General features: G+C 59.4%; 14 protein-coding genes and 2 pseudogenes. 8 read left to right on the forward strand and 8 right to left on the reverse strand.

Annotated features, from left to right (window positions below):
* Positions 1-42: 42 nt before the first annotated feature.
* Together K3724_RS21490 and K3724_RS21495 are read right to left on the reverse strand one after the other, a co-directional pair.
* A complete protein-coding gene (locus K3724_RS21490) occupies positions 43-1,581 on the reverse strand; it encodes a trimethylamine methyltransferase family protein (protein ID WP_259992897.1) in 1,539 nt (512 codons plus the stop codon).
* A gap of 30 nt (positions 1,582-1,611) precedes the next feature.
* Positions 1,612-2,964: an MmgE/PrpD family protein gene (locus K3724_RS21495; RefSeq protein WP_259992898.1), complete on the reverse strand. Its 1,353-nt coding sequence runs from the start codon at positions 2,962-2,964 to the stop codon at positions 1,612-1,614.
* A gap of 210 nt (positions 2,965-3,174) precedes the next feature.
* Here K3724_RS21495 and K3724_RS21500 point away from each other — a divergent pair, with 210 nt between their 5' ends.
* The 3 genes from K3724_RS21500 to K3724_RS21510 all read left to right on the forward strand — a co-directional run bounded on the left by K3724_RS21500 (position 3,175) and on the right by K3724_RS21510 (position 4,749).
* Complete coding sequence (locus K3724_RS21500; protein WP_259992899.1) at positions 3,175-4,062, forward strand: LysR substrate-binding domain-containing protein; 888 nt, start codon at positions 3,175-3,177, stop codon at positions 4,060-4,062.
* A 79-nt stretch (positions 4,063-4,141) separates the two neighbouring features.
* The gene (locus K3724_RS21505; protein WP_259992900.1) at positions 4,142-4,366 is read left to right on the forward strand and encodes an AbrB/MazE/SpoVT family DNA-binding domain-containing protein; all 225 of its coding nucleotides are present in this window, start codon (positions 4,142-4,144) and stop codon (positions 4,364-4,366) included.
* Positions 4,363-4,749, forward strand: a complete 387-nt coding sequence (locus tag K3724_RS21510; RefSeq protein ID WP_259992901.1) for a type II toxin-antitoxin system death-on-curing family toxin — start codon at positions 4,363-4,365, stop codon at positions 4,747-4,749. Before K3724_RS21505 ends, K3724_RS21510 begins: the two co-directional genes overlap by 4 nt.
* Positions 4,750-4,916: 167 nt before the next feature.
* Here the strand turns inward: K3724_RS21510 and K3724_RS21515 are convergent, their stop codons facing one another.
* On the reverse strand, positions 4,917-7,334 hold the full coding sequence (locus tag K3724_RS21515) for an FAD-dependent oxidoreductase (RefSeq protein WP_259992902.1): 2,418 nt from the start codon (positions 7,332-7,334) through the stop codon (positions 4,917-4,919).
* 578 nt (positions 7,335-7,912) lie between these two features.
* Here K3724_RS21515 and K3724_RS21520 point away from each other — a divergent pair.
* The 3 genes from K3724_RS21520 to K3724_RS21530 all read left to right on the forward strand — a co-directional run bounded on the left by K3724_RS21520 (position 7,913) and on the right by K3724_RS21530 (position 10,185).
* Complete coding sequence (locus K3724_RS21520) at positions 7,913-8,212, forward strand: hypothetical protein (protein WP_259992906.1); 300 nt, start codon at positions 7,913-7,915, stop codon at positions 8,210-8,212.
* Between the two features lie 653 nt (positions 8,213-8,865).
* On the forward strand, positions 8,866-9,813 hold the full coding sequence (locus tag K3724_RS21525; RefSeq protein WP_259987382.1) for an IS481 family transposase: 948 nt from the start codon (positions 8,866-8,868) through the stop codon (positions 9,811-9,813).
* A 12-nt stretch (positions 9,814-9,825) separates the two neighbouring features.
* Positions 9,826-10,185, forward strand: a complete 360-nt coding sequence (locus K3724_RS21530; RefSeq protein WP_259992903.1) for a hypothetical protein — start codon at positions 9,826-9,828, stop codon at positions 10,183-10,185.
* Positions 10,186-10,187: 2 nt separating this feature from the next.
* Here the strand turns inward: K3724_RS21530 and K3724_RS21535 are convergent, their stop codons facing one another.
* The gene (locus K3724_RS21535) at positions 10,188-11,660 is read right to left on the reverse strand and encodes a hypothetical protein (protein WP_259992904.1); all 1,473 of its coding nucleotides are present in this window, start codon (positions 11,658-11,660) and stop codon (positions 10,188-10,190) included.
* Positions 11,661-12,079: 419 nt separating this feature from the next.
* On the opposite strand from K3724_RS21535, the gene K3724_RS21540 reads away from it, so the two are divergent.
* Positions 12,080-13,117: an IS110 family transposase gene (locus tag K3724_RS21540; RefSeq protein ID WP_259992738.1), complete on the forward strand. Its 1,038-nt coding sequence runs from the start codon at positions 12,080-12,082 to the stop codon at positions 13,115-13,117.
* A gap of 542 nt (positions 13,118-13,659) precedes the next feature.
* On the opposite strand, the gene K3724_RS21545 is transcribed toward K3724_RS21540, so the two are convergent.
* On the reverse strand, positions 13,660-13,926 hold the full coding sequence (locus K3724_RS21545) for a hypothetical protein (protein WP_259992739.1): 267 nt from the start codon (positions 13,924-13,926) through the stop codon (positions 13,660-13,662).
* Between the two features lie 111 nt (positions 13,927-14,037).
* Positions 14,038-15,553 (reverse strand): annotated as a pseudogene (locus tag K3724_RS21550) (transposase).
* An 87-nt stretch (positions 15,554-15,640) separates the two neighbouring features.
* Between K3724_RS21550 and K3724_RS21555 the strand changes: the two are divergent.
* Positions 15,641-16,121, forward strand: a pseudogene (locus tag K3724_RS21555) (IS481 family transposase); the annotation flags it as partial.
* A gap of 36 nt (positions 16,122-16,157) precedes the next feature.
* On the opposite strand, the gene K3724_RS21560 reads toward K3724_RS21555, so the two are convergent.
* Together K3724_RS21560 and K3724_RS21565 are read right to left on the reverse strand one after the other, a co-directional pair.
* Positions 16,158-16,301 carry a hypothetical protein gene (locus tag K3724_RS21560; RefSeq protein WP_259992740.1) on the reverse strand — a complete coding sequence of 48 codons (144 nt, stop codon included), beginning with the start codon at positions 16,299-16,301 and terminating at the stop codon, positions 16,158-16,160.
* A 606-nt stretch (positions 16,302-16,907) separates the two neighbouring features.
* Positions 16,908-18,161 carry an aminotransferase class V-fold PLP-dependent enzyme gene (locus K3724_RS21565; protein WP_259992741.1) on the reverse strand — a complete coding sequence of 418 codons (1,254 nt, stop codon included), beginning with the start codon at positions 18,159-18,161 and terminating at the stop codon, positions 16,908-16,910.
* Between the last annotated feature and the right edge of the window lie 218 nt (positions 18,162-18,379).

The following is an 18,379-nucleotide window of genomic DNA, read 5'->3' on the forward strand; positions in this document are numbered from 1 at the left end:
ACTCCGGGGAGCGCGAGGGGCTGGCCCCTCGCATCCATTCCATCAAGGCTCGCCGGAGCCGATTTCCTCGCGCCGTCTGGCCGCATAGGCGTCCAGTTCCTCGCTGATGGCCGGATCCATCGCCGGTTCCTCGTAATCCCGCAACGCCTGCTGCCAGATGCCGGTCGCCCGCTGCAGCGCGTCCTTGGCACCGGCTGCTTCCCAATTCTCGTAGTTCTGCCAGTCCGACAGCATCGGGGTGTAGAACGCGGTTTCATATCGGGCCATCGTGTGATCGGCACCAAAGAAATGGCCACCGGTCGGGACCGACTGAATGGCGTCAAAGCCCAGCTCATCCGCGTCGAATTTCATCGGCTTCAGGAATTCGATCATGTTCTGGATGATCTCCACATCCATGATGAATTTTTCGTACGATGCGGTCAGGCCGCCCTCCAGCCAGCCAGCCGCGTGGTAGACAATATTGGCACCGCCCAGCACCGCGCCCCAGGTGCCCATCATGGTTTCATAGGCCGCCTGCAGGTCTACCGCGTTGGAGGCATTGGCGTTCGAGGTCCGGTAGGGGATGCCATAGCGCCGCGCCAGCTGGCCGCCGGCGATATTGGCCTTGGCGTTTTCCGGCGTGCCGAAGGCCGGCGCGCCGGAGCGCATGTCGACGTTCGAGGTGAAAGAGCCATACATCACCGGCGTACCGGGATTGACCAGCTGGGTCAGCACCACACCGAACAGCGCCTCGGCATTCTGCTGGGCCAGGGCGGCGGGCAAGGTCACCGGGGTCATGGCGCCCATCAGGGTGAACGGCGTCACCGTCACTGGCTGGCCGAATTCGGCCATGGCAATCAGCCCGTCGCCCATCGCGTCGTCAAACAGCCGCGGCGAGTTCACCGAGATGATGGTAATCACTCCGGGATCGCCTTTCATCTCTTCGGGCGTCTGGCCGCGGGTGATCGCCATCATGTTGATGCCGTCCAGCGCCCGGCCGCGGCCGATGGCGGAACAGTGGAACGATAGGTCGGAATAGGTCAGGTTGGCCAGATAGGTGTCCAGATGACGGTTGTTGGCGGGCAGCTCCAGCGGCGCGGTCACCTGGTTGCCGATCAGGTGGATGGCGTTGAAGTGATGCGCCAGTTTGATGAAGTTCTGATAATCGGTGAGGTTGCCCGACCGGCGCCCATTGACGCAGTCATGCACATTGGGCGGCCCGGCCACCAGGCCGAAGGTCACGTTGTTGCCGCCCAGGGTGATCTGCTTGGCCCGGTTGCGTGCGGTCAGGGTGAACTCACGCGGAACTGTTTTCAGCGCCTCTTTGACGATGCTCTCATCCAAGCGGATGGTCTGCGTGTCACGATCCACGATGGCGCCGGCACCCTCGAACAGATCCATGACATTGCCGCCCATCACCCTTATGCCTGCCTCTGACAGGATCCGCATCGAGGTGGCGTGCAGCTGGTCCAGCTGGTCGGGGTTCAGCAGCTCAAACGGCGGATAGGTGTTCTTCACCTGTTGCCACGGCAGCTGTTCGATGCTGCCGCCGGATCGGCTGGATTTCCCGCGGCGTCCGCCGCCGCGTCTTTCACGTGCCATGTCTTTCATCTTTCTGGTCAGTTTGCAGGCTTAGGTTTCCGGGGCATCGTAGATCAGACGGCCCAGATCGGAGAATTTGCTGCCGTCGCTGGTGAACCCCAGCACCGCATCGCGGATGCCGCTGGCGCGGGCCTCTCCCAGCACGGGGGCGGCAAATTCCATGAATTTGCGCACCACATCCGCCTGCGAGAAAGGCGCCTCAGGGCCGCCGCGGGCATGCACGTCGCCGCTCTCGATCACCCGCCCGTCGGTCAGCGTCACCACCACATCGGCAACCCGGCAAACCGGGAAGCGCACCGAATGGCGCGCGGCCTCGGCGACCGAGATCCGCTGGTGGATCGAGGCCACCAGCGGATCTGCAAGCCCCTCGCCGGTAATATGTTCAACCCCGATCCGGCCATAGGCGGCCTGGGTTGCGACGGCAAAGCCCAGCGAATACTGCGCCTGGCTGGTGGTCGACGGGATGCCCGGATAAAGGCAGGCGCTTTCGTGAAAGGTGTTGATGCGGATCCTGGCGATCTGTTCATGGGTCAGGCCGTGCTCCAGCATTACCTGGCGCAGCGCGTCGATCGGCGCATGGGCCCAGCGGCAGATCGGGTAGGGCTTCACGTACTGATGCTCCATCTGCCAGAAGCTGCCAATGTCCTGCCAGTATTCCGCAACCCGGTCTTCCTCGAGGGTGATCGCGGGCGCGCCGGTAAAGCCTTTTTCGGCCAGGATCGCCGAAGACATGCCGACCATCGCGCCCCAGCCCGAGCCGTCATGCAGCATCGAAGGGTTGGCGATTTCGCGCATCATCTGGCTGCGCGGGCCGTGGAATTCGGCAATCCCCAGCGCCTCGCGCAGCTGGGTGCGGCTGAGGCCGCGCATCCGGGCTGCCATTGCGGCAACCCCCAGGGCGTTCCAGGCACCCGAGGTGTGATAGTCGCTGACGGTATTGTGCAGCGACAGCGCCGCGCGGCCCGCCAGTTCATAACCCAGTGTGGTGATCGCCAGCGCCTCCGGCCCCGAGAAATCCGGCACGGTTTCCGCCAGCGCCGCAATTGCCGGGATCACCACCACACCGATATGGCCCTTGGTCGGGTAATAGCCGTCATGGCCGTCCAGGTTATCGGTGGCGGTGGCGGCGGCATAGGCGGCACCTGCGACGCTTACCCTGCGGCCGTCGAACAACATGCGCGCAGCCAATCCCGGCTCGCCGGAGCCATAAAGCGCCACGGCGGTTTCGCGGGCGATGCGGCCGGCCTCCATCGGGGTGGCGCCGATGGTGATGCCCAAGGTGTCGAGGAACATCAGTGCTGCCGCCTCGCGGGTGCTGTCCGGCAGGGCGGCGGGGGTGAGGCCGAAGGTGAAGTCGGCGGCGCGGTCGAAAGTGGCGGTCATGGCGGATCTCTCGCAGGGGCGGTTTCCGCGTCAGGCTAGGGTGTCCTGGGTCCGGTGACCCGCAAATAAACCGGGGTCATAGGGATGGGTTATTTCGTGAAATGCGTGCTAGACGTCGTTTTTTGACCATTTCGGACCGCTAACCCTTGGGAATTGCGGCGCATTCCAAAGCATGTGAACATGGCCCCGAAACCGCCAGCGGACCGCCTGATGAAGAATCTCCCCCACCTGACTTTCCTGCGCTCGTTTGAGGCCGCCGCCCGCTATCTTAGCTTCACTTCGGCGGCGGATGAGCTGAACTGCACCCAGTCGGCGGTGTCGAACCACGTGCGCAGCCTGGAGGAATTCATCGGCCGGCCGCTGTTCGTGCGGCATCCACGGTCCTTGTCGCTGACGGATGTGGGCGAGGCCTATCTGCCCTCGGTCCGTCATGCGCTGCAGGAGATCGACAGTGCCACCCAGCTGCTGATCTCGCAAAGCCACAAGCGGGAAGTGGTGATTTCCTGCCCGGTCAGCCTGGCAGAGAAATGGCTGATCGACGTGATCGGGGATTTCACCAAGGTGCATCCCGATATCGACCTGACCATTCACAGCACCATCTGGGTGGATGTGGAGACCAACGTTTCGGATATTTCGATCACCATCAACCATGTCGATGATGTGATGGGGCCGGCGGTCAAACTGTGGGATGAAAAACTGGCGCTTGTCTGCTCGCCGGATTTCCGGGTGAGCGGCGCAGCGCTGAGCAGGCCGGAGCAGCTGATGGAGGCCAAGCTGATCCACATTCTGGGCCGCCCGATTTATTGGGAGAAAATCGCCAAGCATTATGGGCTGTCCGGGATTGAACTGAGGGGCGGCTTGCAGACCAACTCCTCCAATATGGGGCTGGAGTTCGCGGTCAACGCGCTGGGGTGCGTGGTGCTGCCGAAATCCCTGGTGCGCTCGCATGTGGAGGCCGGGCGGCTGGTGGCGCCTTTCGCCTTTGATCTCGACTGCCCGTGGACCTATTTCGCCACCTTCAAGGACAAGGCGGCGACGCCTTCGGTCAAGCATTTCAAGACCTGGCTGCTGAAGGCCGCGGCGGGGATGGAGCTGTAGCTTTAGCGCTGTCTGCAGACGGCATTGAAATTTGGCGGCATTCGCCGTATATACGGGTATATATACGCGAGGCCTGCCAATGATTGAGACCAAGATCAGAAAAGTCGGAAACTCTGCCGTCATCACGCTGACGACGGAGATGCTGACGATGCTGGACGCCAAGGAAGGCGACACGCTGTTTGTGGTGCGCGGCGATGATGGCAGCCTGCGGGTGATGACGCATGATCCCTCGGTGGCCGAGGCGCTGGCCGCGGCTGAAATCGTGATGGACGAGAACCGGGATCTGCTTCAGGCCCTGGCGTGAGCAGATACAAATGGGTGCCGCTGGCGGCAGTTGTTGTTTTCCATGACCGGCAGATCGCCCGCCATGGCGGCGCTGCGGGGATGCGCGACAAGGCACTGCTCGAGATGGGCTGTGCGCGGGCGATGAACCTGGCTGCCTATTCGGATGCTGGTATGGCCGAGGTTGCTGCGGCCTATGCGTTCGGGATCGCCAAGGCGCATGCCTTCGTCGATGGCAACAAGCGCACGGCCTTTGTGACGGCAGTGACCTTTCTGCGCCTCAATGGCTACCAGTTCCGCCCGGACCCGGTAGAGGGCGTCCGTATGATGGAGGACCTCGCCACGGGGGATGTGGATGAGGCTGCATTTGCAGAGTGGCTGACGGCTGGGATGCAGCCGATTTAGCTGAACTCGCGGGTTCCTTGCAACAATGTCCCGCCCGGCTGGAAGCCGGGCAGCGCCCGTCCGCCCCCATGGGCGGGCGCTTCGCTTCCGCCCGCGGACAGGCACTGCCCTTCTCGATTCATTTCGGGCCGCCACTTTAGGCGGCCCGCTGCCTTATTGGGTTGACCTTAGGCCCGCAGCCGTGCGCCGGAGGGGTCAAAGGCCGCGGCTTCCAGAATGCGGGCCTTGTGCGGTTTGCCCAGGATATAGACCTCGACCGCATCCCCCGGCTTGGCGACCTCGGGGTTGGCATAGCCCAATGCCAGCGACTTGCCGACCGAATAGCCATAGGCGCCCGAGGTCACCCGGCCAACCGGCTTGCCGTCCGGGGTGAAGATGGGCTCGCCGCCTGAAGCATCAGCATCGTTCACCGCGTCGATCTCGAACCCGACCAGCATTTCGCGCGGGGCGTTGTCCTTGACCTTCAGATAGGCGTCCTTGTGCAGGAAGTCCTTGTCCAGCTTGACAAGACCTGCCAGGCCAACCTCTTGCGGCCAGTATTCCTGGCTGTATTCGCGGCCCCAGGAACCATAACCCTTTTCGATCCGCAAGCTGCCAAGCGCACGGCCGCCAACCGGTCCGCCGCCGAACTCTGCGGCGGCTGCCAGCAGAGCGGAGTACAACTTGACCTGATCCGTCTCAGAGCAGTGCAGTTCCCAACCCAGATCGCCGGTGAAGGAGACACGGATTGCCAGGCATTCCACGCCGGCCACGTCGATGGTGCGCGAGCGCATGAAGCGGAAGTTTTCGTTCGACAGGTCCGCATTGGTCATCCGCTGCAGCATGTCGCGCGATTTCGGACCGGCCACATTGAAGCCCGCAATGCGGTTTGTGGCGACCTCAAATGTGGTGCCTTCCGGCAGCTCGACCATGTTGAAGAACCGCTGGTGATAGCGTTCCGCCATGCCGGAGCCGACCATCATGTATTCGTCATCCGCCACCTTGGTGATGGTGAAGTCGCCCGCCACGCCGCCGCGGACCGAAATCAGCGGGGTCAGGCAGGAACGGCCCGCTTCGGTCGGGACCTTGTTGGCGACCAGCTTGTCCAGCCAGTCAAACGCGCCCGGGCCCTTGATCACGTAATTGGCGAAGTTCGAGATGTCGATCACGCCGACGTTTTCCCGCAGCATGCTGACCTCGCGGCCCACCGGCTCCCACCAGTTCTGGCGGTTGAAGCTGTTGGTGTCCTGGGTGCCGGGGGTGCCGGAAAACCACAGCGGATGCTCCCAGCCGCAGTTCAGACCGAATACGCAGCCCAACTCCTTTTGCAGCTCGTATGCCGGGCGCACCCGGGCCGGGCGGCCGGCGCTGCGTTCCTCGTTCGGGAAATGGATGGCGAAACGGTGCGCGTATTGATCCTCGACCCGGGATTTGGTGAATTTCTTGTCGGCCCAGTCGCCAAAGCGCGCCAGATCCCAGGCGAACATGTCGTACTGCGGCTCGCCCTCGATCATCCATTGCGCCGCCAGCAGGCCGAGGCCGCCGGACTGCGAGAAACCGGGGATAATGCCGGTGCAGCAGAAATAGTTTTTCAGTTCCGGCACCGGGCCCCAGATGGCGTTACTGTCCGGCGACCAGATCATCGGGCCGTTGATCACGCGCTTGACGCCTGCGGTTTCGGCGCAAGGAACGCGCTCGGTGGCGCGGATCACGTTCTCCATGATCCGGTCCAGGTCGTCGGGGAACAATTCGTGGGCAAAGTCCAGCGGAGTGCCGTTTTCAGCCCAGAACCGCATGTCCTTTTCATAAGCGCCGATCAGGAAGCCGTTGCCCTCCTGGCGGAAGTAATACTCGCCGTCGCGGTCCGCGATCGAGGGCAGGCGGCGGCCCATGTTTGCCACTTCGTCGATGGACTCAGTGACGAAATATTGGTGCTCGGTCGGCTGCAAGGGCAGGGTGAGGCCCGCCATCGCCGCCACCTCGCGGCCCCAAAGACCGCCAGCGTTCACTACCCATTGGGTATGGATGTCGCCCTTTTCGGTCTTCACGATCCAGCTGCCGTCGGGCTGCTGTTCGGTGCCGATCACCGGGCAGAACCGTTCGATCTGCGCACCCATGGCGCGGGCGCCGGCCGCATAGGCCATGGTCACGCCCGAGGGATCCACGTTGCCGCCGTCGGGTTCGAACATGATGCAGCGGATGTCGTCAAACTGCGCCAGCGGGTGCAGTTCCTTGGCCTGTTCGCGGCTGACCTCGTGGAAGTTCAGGCCATAGTATTTCGCCTTGGCTTCCTGCAGGCGCAGCTGGTGCTCGCGCTGTTCGGTCTTGGCCAGGTACAGCGAGCCGGGCTGAAACACGCCGCAGCCCTGGCCGGTTTCCTTCTCCAGTTCCTTATACAGGTTCATCGTGTAATGCTGGACGCGGGTCACGTTGTTGTTGTCGTGCAGCCCGTGGATGTTGGCCGCCGCGTGCCAGGTGGAGCCGGCGGTCAGCTCGTCGCGCTCCAGCAGCACCACGTCGGTCCAGCCAAGTTTCGCGAGGTGGTAGAGGATTGAGCAGCCGACCAGGCCCCCGCCGATCACAACTGCCTGTGCATGGGTTTTCATGCGTCTGTTTCCCTTGCCTGCATGTGGGATGCGGCACGCCCTGCAGGCCCGGGAGTGCCGCCAATTCCTTAACCGCGACCCTAGCTGCGGGGGGCTGGGATGACCCGTGAAGAATTCAGACCCAATGCCCCCGGATTTCTTTGGTCATTGATGGGTGGCTGACCCTTGCAGTTAAGCACGTCCTGTTGACTGATGTCGGACCCAAGAAATAACTGCCATTGATGGGGGTTTTCTGCCATTCCGACACGAGGTTAATTGCCACCGGCCGATCTTCGGCCGGTGGTTTTGTTTTAAAACAATGACTTATGTGATCTCTACCTTCGGCATGCTGAAGGGATCCGTTTCCCCTCCGCAGATCAGCGCCACCTGTTGACTGAAATGGCCGTATAAAGCAGGACTGAAGTTCAAACCTGGCCAGGTTCTTTCCTTCATTTTCCCGAACGCACTTTGTGCAATCGGGAGCAAGACGACGCAGCGCGCCGGGAAAGGACCAGCTATGTCCAAGATCAAGTTCATCGAAGCAGAGTTCCACAATGCCGCCGGTTCTTCTCGACGGACCGCCGGGGATTGGAAAGAGCATGTGGGCCCGTCAGCTGAGCACCGCACTTGGCGTGCCCCGCTGTGGTGTGGAGGCGACGGCGGAGCAGGCGTCGTTCGGTATCGTGGGTTCACAGCGGGGCTGGTCCAATGCGCAGCCGGGACGCCCTTTGATGACGATCCTGAAGCATCTGATCGCGAACCCGGTGGTCGTTGTGGATGAGGTGGAAAAGGCCGGGGTTGCAACTTCGACCAAGGGGAACTGTTTCGGCCTTACCGAGGGACTATTGTCTCTCCTGGAGCCATCTTCCGCGGCTTCGTGGCAGTGCCCCTACTACTAGGTGGGTTTCGACATATCCTGGACCAGCTGGGTGCTGACCTCCAATACCTTGGTCACTCTACCGGCCCCTCTGCTAAGCCGCCTGGAGGTCATTCGCCTCCCGCCCGTTTCAGTAACCGAACTAGCCGCTTTTGCTCGCCGTGAGGGCTGCCGGCGTGGATTGACGCGAGCGTCTGTCGAGGCCGTGGCCGAGGCGTTGGAAATTGCCGGACGCGGTGCGGAGCTGAACCTTCGGCATGTCATCCGGATGCTGACTAGGGGTGAAGCGATGGAGGCAGCAGGGGTTTGCCATTGAGAACGCAGTTTCGCCGTTCACTCAACCCAAAGAAAAGGAGCCGCATTTCCGGGGAAAGTCACTACATCACAGATGATGCGCTGCGCATCATGGAGCGGTTCCATGAGGTTTGCAGGCGTCCACCCTGGACCATCAAAAAGACAAGCCTAGCCTTCCCCGCCTTACCTTCGACCCCAAATGTGCGGTGTACTAGCCGGTACCCGAGAACTGAAACAAGACCTTACGGAGAAACTTAGTTCGAATACTCTTGACGAAAACGCCCTAATAACAGAGGGCATTCAGCCCGGATGTGGGCTGACTAGGTGTTTAGTCCCGGTGTGTGGTGGTCTACTGATCTGTGACCATCACAAGGGTGCATTATGGGGCAAATTCTTCACGGGAGCGCCAAGACCACGCACGCCGTCCGAGCTCTCATACAGCGATCGAAAGCTTCGAACGCGGCGCTGAGCCGGGAACTGGGCATCAACGTCAAGACAGTCGCCAAGTGGCGCAAGCGCGACAGCGTTCAAGACGCCGCGATGGGACCGAAGCAGGCTCATTCCACGGTTCTCAGCATCGAAGAAGAAGCCGTCATCGTCGCCTTTCGACGCCACACGCTATTGCCGCTGGATGACTGCCTCTACGCACTGCAGCCGACCATCCCGCATCTGACCCGCTCGTCGTTGCATCGCTGCCTGCAGCGGCATGGCATCAGCCGTTTGCCTGAGGTTGAAGGTGACAAGCCGAAGAAGAAGTTTAAGCGTTATCCTATTGGGTACTTTCATCTCGACCTCGCGGAAGTTCGCACCGGCGAGGGCAAAACCAGGTTGTTTGTCGCAATAGATCGCACGTCGAAGTTTGCCTATGTCGAACTGCACGAGAAAGCAGGCAAGATGATCTCTGCCCAGTTCTTGCGCAATTTGATCGCGGCGGTGCCTTACAGGGTCCATACGGTTCTCACCGACAACGGCATCCAGTTTACCAATCGCAAGCAGGACACATCGGCGTTCCAGCACATCTTTGACCGCGTCTGCCGCGAGAATGAGATCGACCACCGCCTGACAAAGGTGAACCACCCCTGGACGAACGGCCAGGTCGAGCGCATGAACCGGACAATCAAAGAAGCGACGGTCAAGCGCTACCACTACGACACGCATTCTCAGCTTGAAACGCACATCACCGACTTCATCGCAGCGTACAATTACGCACGCCGATTGAAGACGCTGAACGGCCTCACGCCGTTCGAATACATCTGCAAAATCTGGACTTCAGAGCCAGAACGATTCAGTGTCGATCCAACCCACCACACACCGGGACTAAACACCTAGAATATTCGCTATATGGAATCGGACGATGGAGTGCATTTCCCGGGTCAAGGTAGCGTTGTGGTTGATAATCTGCCAGGAGAACACCGTGTCGGCAGGCCCTATGTCGTTAAACAAGGGGGCAGATATCGGATGTTCTTCGGTAAAGGCACTGAGGAGACCCCGTATCAACTCGCCTATGCGGAGTCCGAAGACAGATACTCCTGGATCCGATGTGATGACAAACTCGGTCTTGCCACTTCAGAAACAGGGTGGGACTCTCAGATGATGACTTATCCAGCCGTGGTTTCTACCGAAAATGATACATATATGTTTTACAATGGAAACGACTACGGCAAGGCTGGCTTCGGGTGTGCAAAACTGATTGTGTGGTAAGTTTATCCAAAAAAAATCCGGTGCTTGAGTTTCTTTACTGTACTGGTGCTTAGGTCTAAGTGACTTGCACTGCGCCAAATCTTTAGTTTCTTCCTGAGAGAGAGCTTTCTCCATGCTCTTTTGGGAAAGTGCAGTTGGGCGTCTTGGCGCCAGTTGTGGGCATTGTAGTCTGGACCGCGGTTGCCTAGTTGTGTCAAATAGTCCGGCAATGCCTTGGTTACCCCCGCCGCGGCCTCCAGTACTCTTTCGACCGCTGCTAAGTTCGTGAAATCCTGATGAATTCTGTTCCGAACGGCCACCAGATCGAGAGAGCACTCACCGCCTTTCAAGTAAGCCGCGACGTCAGATATCAGCTGCGTCTCTCCTTCGCATCGCAAAGAGTCAGCTGGGCTGATGCCTAGCGCAGATTGCCTGTTTGGCCCAAACGTTGGCAGACCGTTGAGGACTGCTTCCGAAAATACAGTCCCCCCATCCATTGGAAAGCTGTCGACATAACAAGATGCGCGCTGGAATTCCGTCTGCACGACTTCGGACGGCTGGATACCCAAAAGCTGAATGCGCCCAGGGTATTTCGCCAGCACATCGGCCCACCAAGGGTCTTTTTTGCTCGGGCCAATGAGGACGACATCATTTGAGACGACTGCTAGAAGCTGTTCCAGAAACCTCGGAAAATTCAAGCTGGAGGTGGGTTTGTATTTAGCAGGCCCACCAATAGATAAAATGGGGCCGGACCTGTTGTATCTGGTTGCGATCTTGTCAGCGCTAGCGGAGACCATAGGTATCCCCATAAAATGCTGTGCATTGGTCGACCGTCGTTGTTCAGATGTTGCCCATCCGGTCGCACAGATTTCAAGAACAGTATCAGCGGCCCCGGGGCCGAATGAAAATACATGATCGGCATGGTTAACAAATAGGACCTTCACCCCATCTTCCCGAAGCGCCCGCGCGGCCAGCGCGGTACCGATATCGTCTGGGTGGTTGTACAGGAGAACAGTGCTGGCGGTTCTTGCTATCTTATAAACTGCGCAAGCCCGGTGCTCGGGAGTGCCCTTTAACACCGATTTGGCATCAAGATGATCAGGAAGTGCTCTGAGAACGTCGGCCGTTGCCTTTTGTGTCACGATCAAAGATTGCGAAATTCCATGGTCTGCCAGTCCATTGCATAATTGCTTAAATAGGCGGGAATGTCCGCCATAAGAATAGACTCTCGTCAGAACGTGACACCATCTGTCCGGTCTTCCGCCGCGCATTTCCTTGGCCGATAATCTAGGGAGCTTGTGTTTCCATTTTGCAAATAACTCCTTTTCAAAACCGTCGTCACCAAAAAAACCTGAAATGTTATCCCAGTGCAACCGGCCATAAAGAGCTGCGCAAATGAGAGCATCATTGAAGTTCAGCGAGTTAATTGCCTCGACTTTTAAAAAAGAAGATAGGACTTCGAGATCTTTCTCATGCGCTGAATTGAAGTTTCTCATTTTCGTTCCTAAGGCAGCACTTTGATGAGAGAGCAAACTACTCGCTACGTTTCCACTAGCTAGAACATGCCTGCGCCTTTCTCAACCCAATCTAATGGCGCCGCTAGCACTTTGTTTTTAAGTGTGCTCCCTTTGAGGAGTTGACGGTGGGTTGAGCTGTGCTGGGGGCCTGATCTGACCTGTCCGGTTTGATTGTTAGCGCATCACTGGCCTCGGTTCCATCAGAATGATTGTTTCAGGAGCCGGGGGCCCCTGCCGCGCGAGATGCCGTAATAGGGCTTGGCGTGAATCATCACCGTTTCGGCATATTGATGTGATTGTGGTGATGAGATGTCGTTGTCCTTGACACGTATCGCGTGTCTGCGGGGGTTTGCCGGTAGGCTTGCCCCAATTCCTTGGCAGAATGAAAGGACAATGACATGGATTTGTTTATCGGCTTTGACGTCTCACTGGCAAGCACGGCGATCTGCGTTCTGAGTAGTTGCGGGAAAGTTGTGAAGGAGGCAAACGCGGCCAGTGAACCAGAAGCCCTGACGGCGTTTCTGCATGATCTTGCAGGCAATGTGGAAGCTGAGGGGTTGGAGGCGGGACCGCTCTCACAGTGGCTGCACATGCACCTGACGGCGGCAGGATTTGCAGTGGTTTTGATGGAGACCCGGCATGTAAAGAGCGCACTGAAAGCGATGCCTGTCAAAACCGACCGCCGGGACGCGTTCGGCATCGCCCGGTTACTACAGATGGGCTGGTTCCGGCCGGTGCATTGCAAGTCGGTCTCGGCCCAAAAGATGCGTGCGGTCCTGACCACGCGCAAGGCGATCCTGAACGCCGCGATCAAGCTCGAACAATCAACCAGAGGTATCTTACGTAACTTCGGGTTGAAAATGGGCCAGGTGACCAAGACCCGTTTCGAGACGCGGGTGCGGAAACTGGCAAATGGCAATCCAATGCTTGAAGCGGCTGTGGCGCCGATCCTGCGGCTGCGGGTCGAACTGCGCGACGAACTTGCAGATCTGGAGAGGTTGCTGCGTGATATGGCCCGGCACGATACGGTGTGCCGGTTGATGATGACCATGCCAGGTGTGGGTGCGATTGTTGCTCTGACGGTTCGCTCGGCCATTGACGACCCAGCCCGCTTCCGGTCTTCAAAAGACGCCGGCCCCTGGGTTGGGCTCACCCCGCGGCGGGACCAGTCGGAAGAGCGGGATATCTCCGGTCACATCACGCGTGCTGGTGGCGAAGCGCTGCGCACGGCCCTCTTTCAGGCGGCCACGACGATGTTACGTTGCGGGCGGCGCAATTGGCTCGGCGCGTGGGCGTTGCGGGTGGCCGCACGCCATGGCCAAAAACGGGCAACAACGGCTCTGGCCCGACGTATCGGTGTCGTTTTGCACCGGTTGTGGTGCGATGGAACCGAGTTCAGTTTAAGCCGTCGTGACGCTGCAATGGCGACCGCGTAGGCGTCCAAAACGCGAGTTGCCAACTTTCATCCCAAAACGAAAGGAATTGGTCGCGCAGGCCCACCGAGGTCCCCGTCGGGACGCGGTCCCCGATGACGCCGTGAAGCCGCTCGTCGCCGAATTATCGCATTCGAGCACGCGCGCGAGATGGGCGCGCGGGAACCGCCCTTGAACCAGGCATCATGTGGCAGCCACGGCGCTGACCACGGACAGAAGCATCATCTCGACACCGGGAAACCCCTCGCCAGGCCCTGGCGCCCATGCGACCCAAAACTGGGTGATCTGACACATCGGACTGGCGCTGCTCCGATCTTTGACGTCACCGAGGAGCCAGCGGCCTCGTCACGCGAGCGGTGAAACCGTATCGCGGCCGTCGTTGTGAAAAATACCAATTGACACCAACCGCCCTATTACAGAAGCGGCTTCGTCCCGCTCAATGAGTGGGGGTTGCTAACTTCACGATTTCGCGCAAGCCGAAACTGCCCTCGCCGCGCGTGCCGAGGCAGCCTAAAGTCCATTACGAAACCGGTAATTGCTGGGGACTATTCTACAATGCGCAGTTTGCGGGACACCGAAACAGAGGCGACGTGTTTGTCGCTTTCCAACCGCTTAAGCTGCTGAATAGTCAGTTCGGCAGAAAAAATTGTTGGTGAAATGCGCGCACGCGGGATCACATTGGCAGGCACATAATTTTCGACTGCAACCTTGATGATAGCTTGCAGCCGCTGCTCCTGTTCCGCTTTGTACTGATGTGTGCCAATACCAGTCACTTTGCCGAACTCGTTCAGGTTCAGTTCGAATTTACTCATCAACCTGGCTCCACACTCCGGGTTGTATCCAGCCTACCTGCCCGTCGTCATAAAAAATGGGACTTCAGAGCGGCTTGAGCATTGGAGGCTCTGGTTCGGTTGCGTGATTGATTATGCTGCCTGTTTCTGGTGTTGCAAGCGGCGCTGTCGGATCGTCAACTTCTTGATCTTCTCCCTTTCTCTCAGAATGGCTTTGTCCCTTCCGAAGTAGACGCCGGCGGGTGTGACGTTGCTCAGGCTCTCGTGGTAGCGCTGGTTGTTGCAGTAGTCGACAAAGGTCCCGATTTGGCGTTCGAGAGCACCGGGGAGATAGTAGTTTTCCAGCAGGACCCGGTTTTTCAAGGTCTGATGCCAGCGTTCAATCTTGCCCTCCCTTTTGCGGGTGGAATGGTGCTCCGCGCACATGGGTCATCTTTTGTTTTCCCAACCATTCAGCCAAATCGCCAGAGATGTAGCACGAGCCGCCGCCCATTGGGCTCGAACCAATGGCGCTTTCAATGGGCAGCTCGCTGAGCAGGCGCGGCTTGTGGCGTACGGCCGCCTGGTCGCAGCCCGATGCTGTCAAAGCCAGTTCAATCGTGTCTGTCACATCCTCGGCCCGCATGTTTGTGCAAAGTTTCCCCCTCTCATCGTTTGCTTTGCAAACGACTGCCGGGCAGCGGGACGATGATGTAGCGGCTGTAGTCGTCCAGGATCGTGCTCAGATACTACCAGCCCCAACCGATGATTTTGAAGTAGGTGAAGTCCGTCTGCCACATCTGGTTGATGGCCGTCGTCTTGTCTTTGAACTCGCCGGCAGCCTTGATCACCACATACTCGGGCGCGGTGATCAGATCGGCGGCCTTCAGAATGCGATAAGCGGATGATTCAGAGATCGAGACATTGGAACGCCATTGGTCCGAGAGACAATGGGCGAGGATACCGCTTCTCATCGGTGTATTTGACCGCCAGCTCGCGTGTCGTCAGCGCTTCATGCTCCAACGCAAACTCGATCAGGTCATCCCGCCTGGCCTGTGGAATACGGTTCCAGACCGACTTTGGGCGGGGCGAGTGATCTGCAAGGGCATCGAACCCGCCTTCAACGTAGCGGTCATATCCCATTGCCCGGCAGGCGATTTGCAACGCAAATCTGCCAAGAGGGGGCGGTAGAAAGTCGTGCGCGGAATGCCCGGCATGCCGAGGGTCATTTTGGTCGGCAGATGTGATCCCTCAACCGTGCGGATGATCTCCAGTTTCTCGGACGCCGGGTATCTCATTCCTCGAACTCCCCAGCCCCGGTCATGCTTTTTTTCAGCAAACGGTTTTCCAGGGTGAGGTCAGCCACGCAGTCCTTCAAAGCCAACGCCTCGGAGCGCAACTCCTTCACTTCAGGTGATGTCGCCTGACGCGCCGTATCGCCAGAAAGCCGCCGTTTCCCGGCTTCCAGGAATTCTTTCGACCAACTGTAATACAGGCTTTCAGAGATGCCCTCGCGGCGGCACAGCGCCGAAATGCTTTCCTCGCCACGCAGACCTGCCAAAACAATGCGGATCTTCTCTTCCGCAGAATAGGTCTGGCGGGTTTTGCGGCGGATGTTTTTGACAAGCTTGTCAGCGCTGTCCTTCGATGTTCCGGGCTTCTTATTCATCTGCGCTCCTTGAAAGCTACGATGAACCAGAACCACTCTGGTGTTCAAATCCTCAAATCTGTCCCAAAGGTGCTGACGGCAGACACTGTTGCGGCTTTCCGCCGGCACACGCTCCTGCCGCTGGATGATTGTCTATACGCCTTGCAGCCGTCCATTCCGCACCTGACCCGGTCAGCACTGCACCGCTGCCTTCAGCGGCATGGCATCTCACGGTTCCCGGATGTCCAGGGAGACAAGCCCAAGCGTCAGCGCTTCAGGCGCTACCCCATTGGCTTCTTTCACATGGATATCGCCGAAGGGCAGACAGCTGAAGGAAAGCTCTCTCTTTTCGGTGCCATTCGCTGCCCGGCAGATGCGCTTCAACATGATCTGCGAAGCGAACGGGATTGAGCACCGCCTGACCAAGCCCAACCATCCGTGGAGCTGCGAGGATTAGAAAACGGCCCGGGGGACCGTTTTCCCGAGTGGCGGTCAAGTCGAGCGGATGAACCGGACAATCAAGGACGCCACCGTCAAACGCTTCCACTGCAACAGCCACGATCAGCTTCGCACCCACCTCGCCGATTTCGGGCCGCTTGGATCTGTGTCGGTTCAGTTCACATGATCAGCCCTCCGCGCAATCGTTTTCAATGAGCGGCTTCTTGCGGGCGAAGTCCAAATCGGCCTCAGGCTGTCGCTGGCCAGCCCGGTCTTCACCGAAGTATTGCCGCTGGTGGGTTTTGACTGGCTGATGATCGGCACTGATCATTCACCGGTTGAGATTGTATCGGTTCAGCCGCTGTTGCAGACCAGCTACCAAGTTGAAATCATGAAATGAATCCCCCTTCCGGCTTTGCGCAACAAGGCCGGTTCAAGCGACAACTTGCGAGAAGCCCAAGGCGCCGCATCAGGTGAGGCGTGATCACCCCACTTTCCTATCAAGCGTTTTCACGGAACCTTCTCTCCGGCAGGAGGCCAGGTTTCATGCTGAGATTGGAACTGCCCTATACCGCCGCCGGAGCCGCGCCAGGAGGTTCATGGCACGGGGCATTGACCGGCAGGTTGCGGAGCCAGATCCGCATCATTCGCCATTTCTGCCCGGACCAATGGCGCAGTATGGCTCCTTCCTCAACCGTTGCACCGCTGTTGGAGCAGCAGTCACAAAGCCCGCAGCATAAGTCCGCCCGGACTGTTTCGGAGGGATTCCGCCTCCTTTTGCAAAGGCGATCAAGCTACAAAGTTGACGGCCGCGTCAGCAGCAATTTTCTTGAGAGTTCGGACAGAAAGCCAGGCACTGCCCGCCCCAACGGCCGGGCGGTTGATTGCATTAAGTTAATCCGCACTTTCGCAGCAAGGCGGAAGAGTGCAGCGGATCTTAATCCGCAATCTCTTTCATAACGCCCAGAAACTTGGAGACTTCGCCGACACTGTTGTAGTGGCACAGGGAAACCCTTACGCAGCTGTTCATGCCCAAAGGCGTCAGGATATTGCCCGAGTAGTGATCCGCCTTGCGCAGATGGGTGCGGATGCCCTGTTCGTTCAGCCGCTTCACCACATCCGCCGACGGCACGCCGTCCACGGTCAGCGACACCAGCCCCTCGCGTGCCGGGTTGTCCGCGCCGCCCAGGATGGTGACGCCCTCCATTTCCGCCAAGCCGGGCAAATTGCCGGTGCCATGGATCATTGCGTCGGTCAGGGCTTTTTCATGCGCGTGGATCGCCTCGCCTGCTGCCAGGAATTTCGCGCGCCGGTCCGTGGCATCGCTCACCTCGCCGCCGAGCCATTCGAGGTATTCGGCCACATCCGACAGGGTGGCGTAGCTGCCGGTGTCGCGGGTGCCCATTTCCCAGTTGTCTTCCGGCCCGTCGATCAGCGCGTTATGCGGCAGACTGGTCAGCCGGTCCGAGATCCAGGCAAGGCCATAGCCATGGCGCGAGAACATCTTGTAGGGTGAGATCACATAGCCGTCGACGCCGTATTCTGTCAGGTCGATGCGGCCATGGGCGGCGTGCTGGATGCCGTCGACGATGATCAGGCAACCCGGCGCCACGTTGCGGATGGCCGCGGCGCAGGCGGCAATATCCACACCCATGCCGGTGACCGGGGAGGTGTGGACGATGGTGGCGACAACCGTGTCAGGGGTGACGGCCCGGGCATAGGCATCAGCGGTTAGGGTTCCGCTGGCGTCGTTATGCGGGATCAGCACATGGTTCTGCCGTGCCACCGCGGCCCAGCGGGCACAGGCAGAGCGGGTGGCCGGATGCTCCAGTGTTGAGCCGAGCACAGTGCCGCCCTCAGGCGAGCCGAGGCAGGCGTTCATGATCAGACGGAACAACAGTTCGGTGCCGCTTTCACCGGCAAAGAACTGGCCGCCCGGCGCGTTCATGAAGACGCGCATATCGTCCTTGGCCTTGGCAATCACCCGCACCAGTTCATGGCTGCCGGGATTGTCGCGGCCCTGGTTGTCCGGGATAGCGGCATACCGGGCAGAGGTTTCAACTACCGATTTCAGCGTCAGCGCGCCGCCTGCGTTTTCAAAGAAGATGCGGCTGCCCTGCTGCGGGCAGGTATCGACCTGGGCAAAGCGGTCGCGGATTTGCTCAAGAAGAATGTCGGTGATCTGGCTCATGATGGTCCTATCAGGCGGAATGTGTGTTTCCGCGCCAGATTAAGGCCCAGGGCGTCGCTCCGCATGCAAAAGATTTGGGGGCTCAGAGCCGGAAATCTCTGTGGCATGAGCTCCAATCCAGTGAGGGTTGGGTTCAATTGAATGACCCGCCCGGCTGCACGCCGGGCAGCGCCCGACCCTCCCCACGGGAGGGCGCTTTCGCACCCACCCAGGGTCGG

The organism is Leisingera sp. M658 (assembly GCF_025144145.1).
In the GTDB taxonomy this organism is placed as follows: Bacteria; Pseudomonadota; Alphaproteobacteria; order Rhodobacterales; family Rhodobacteraceae; genus Leisingera.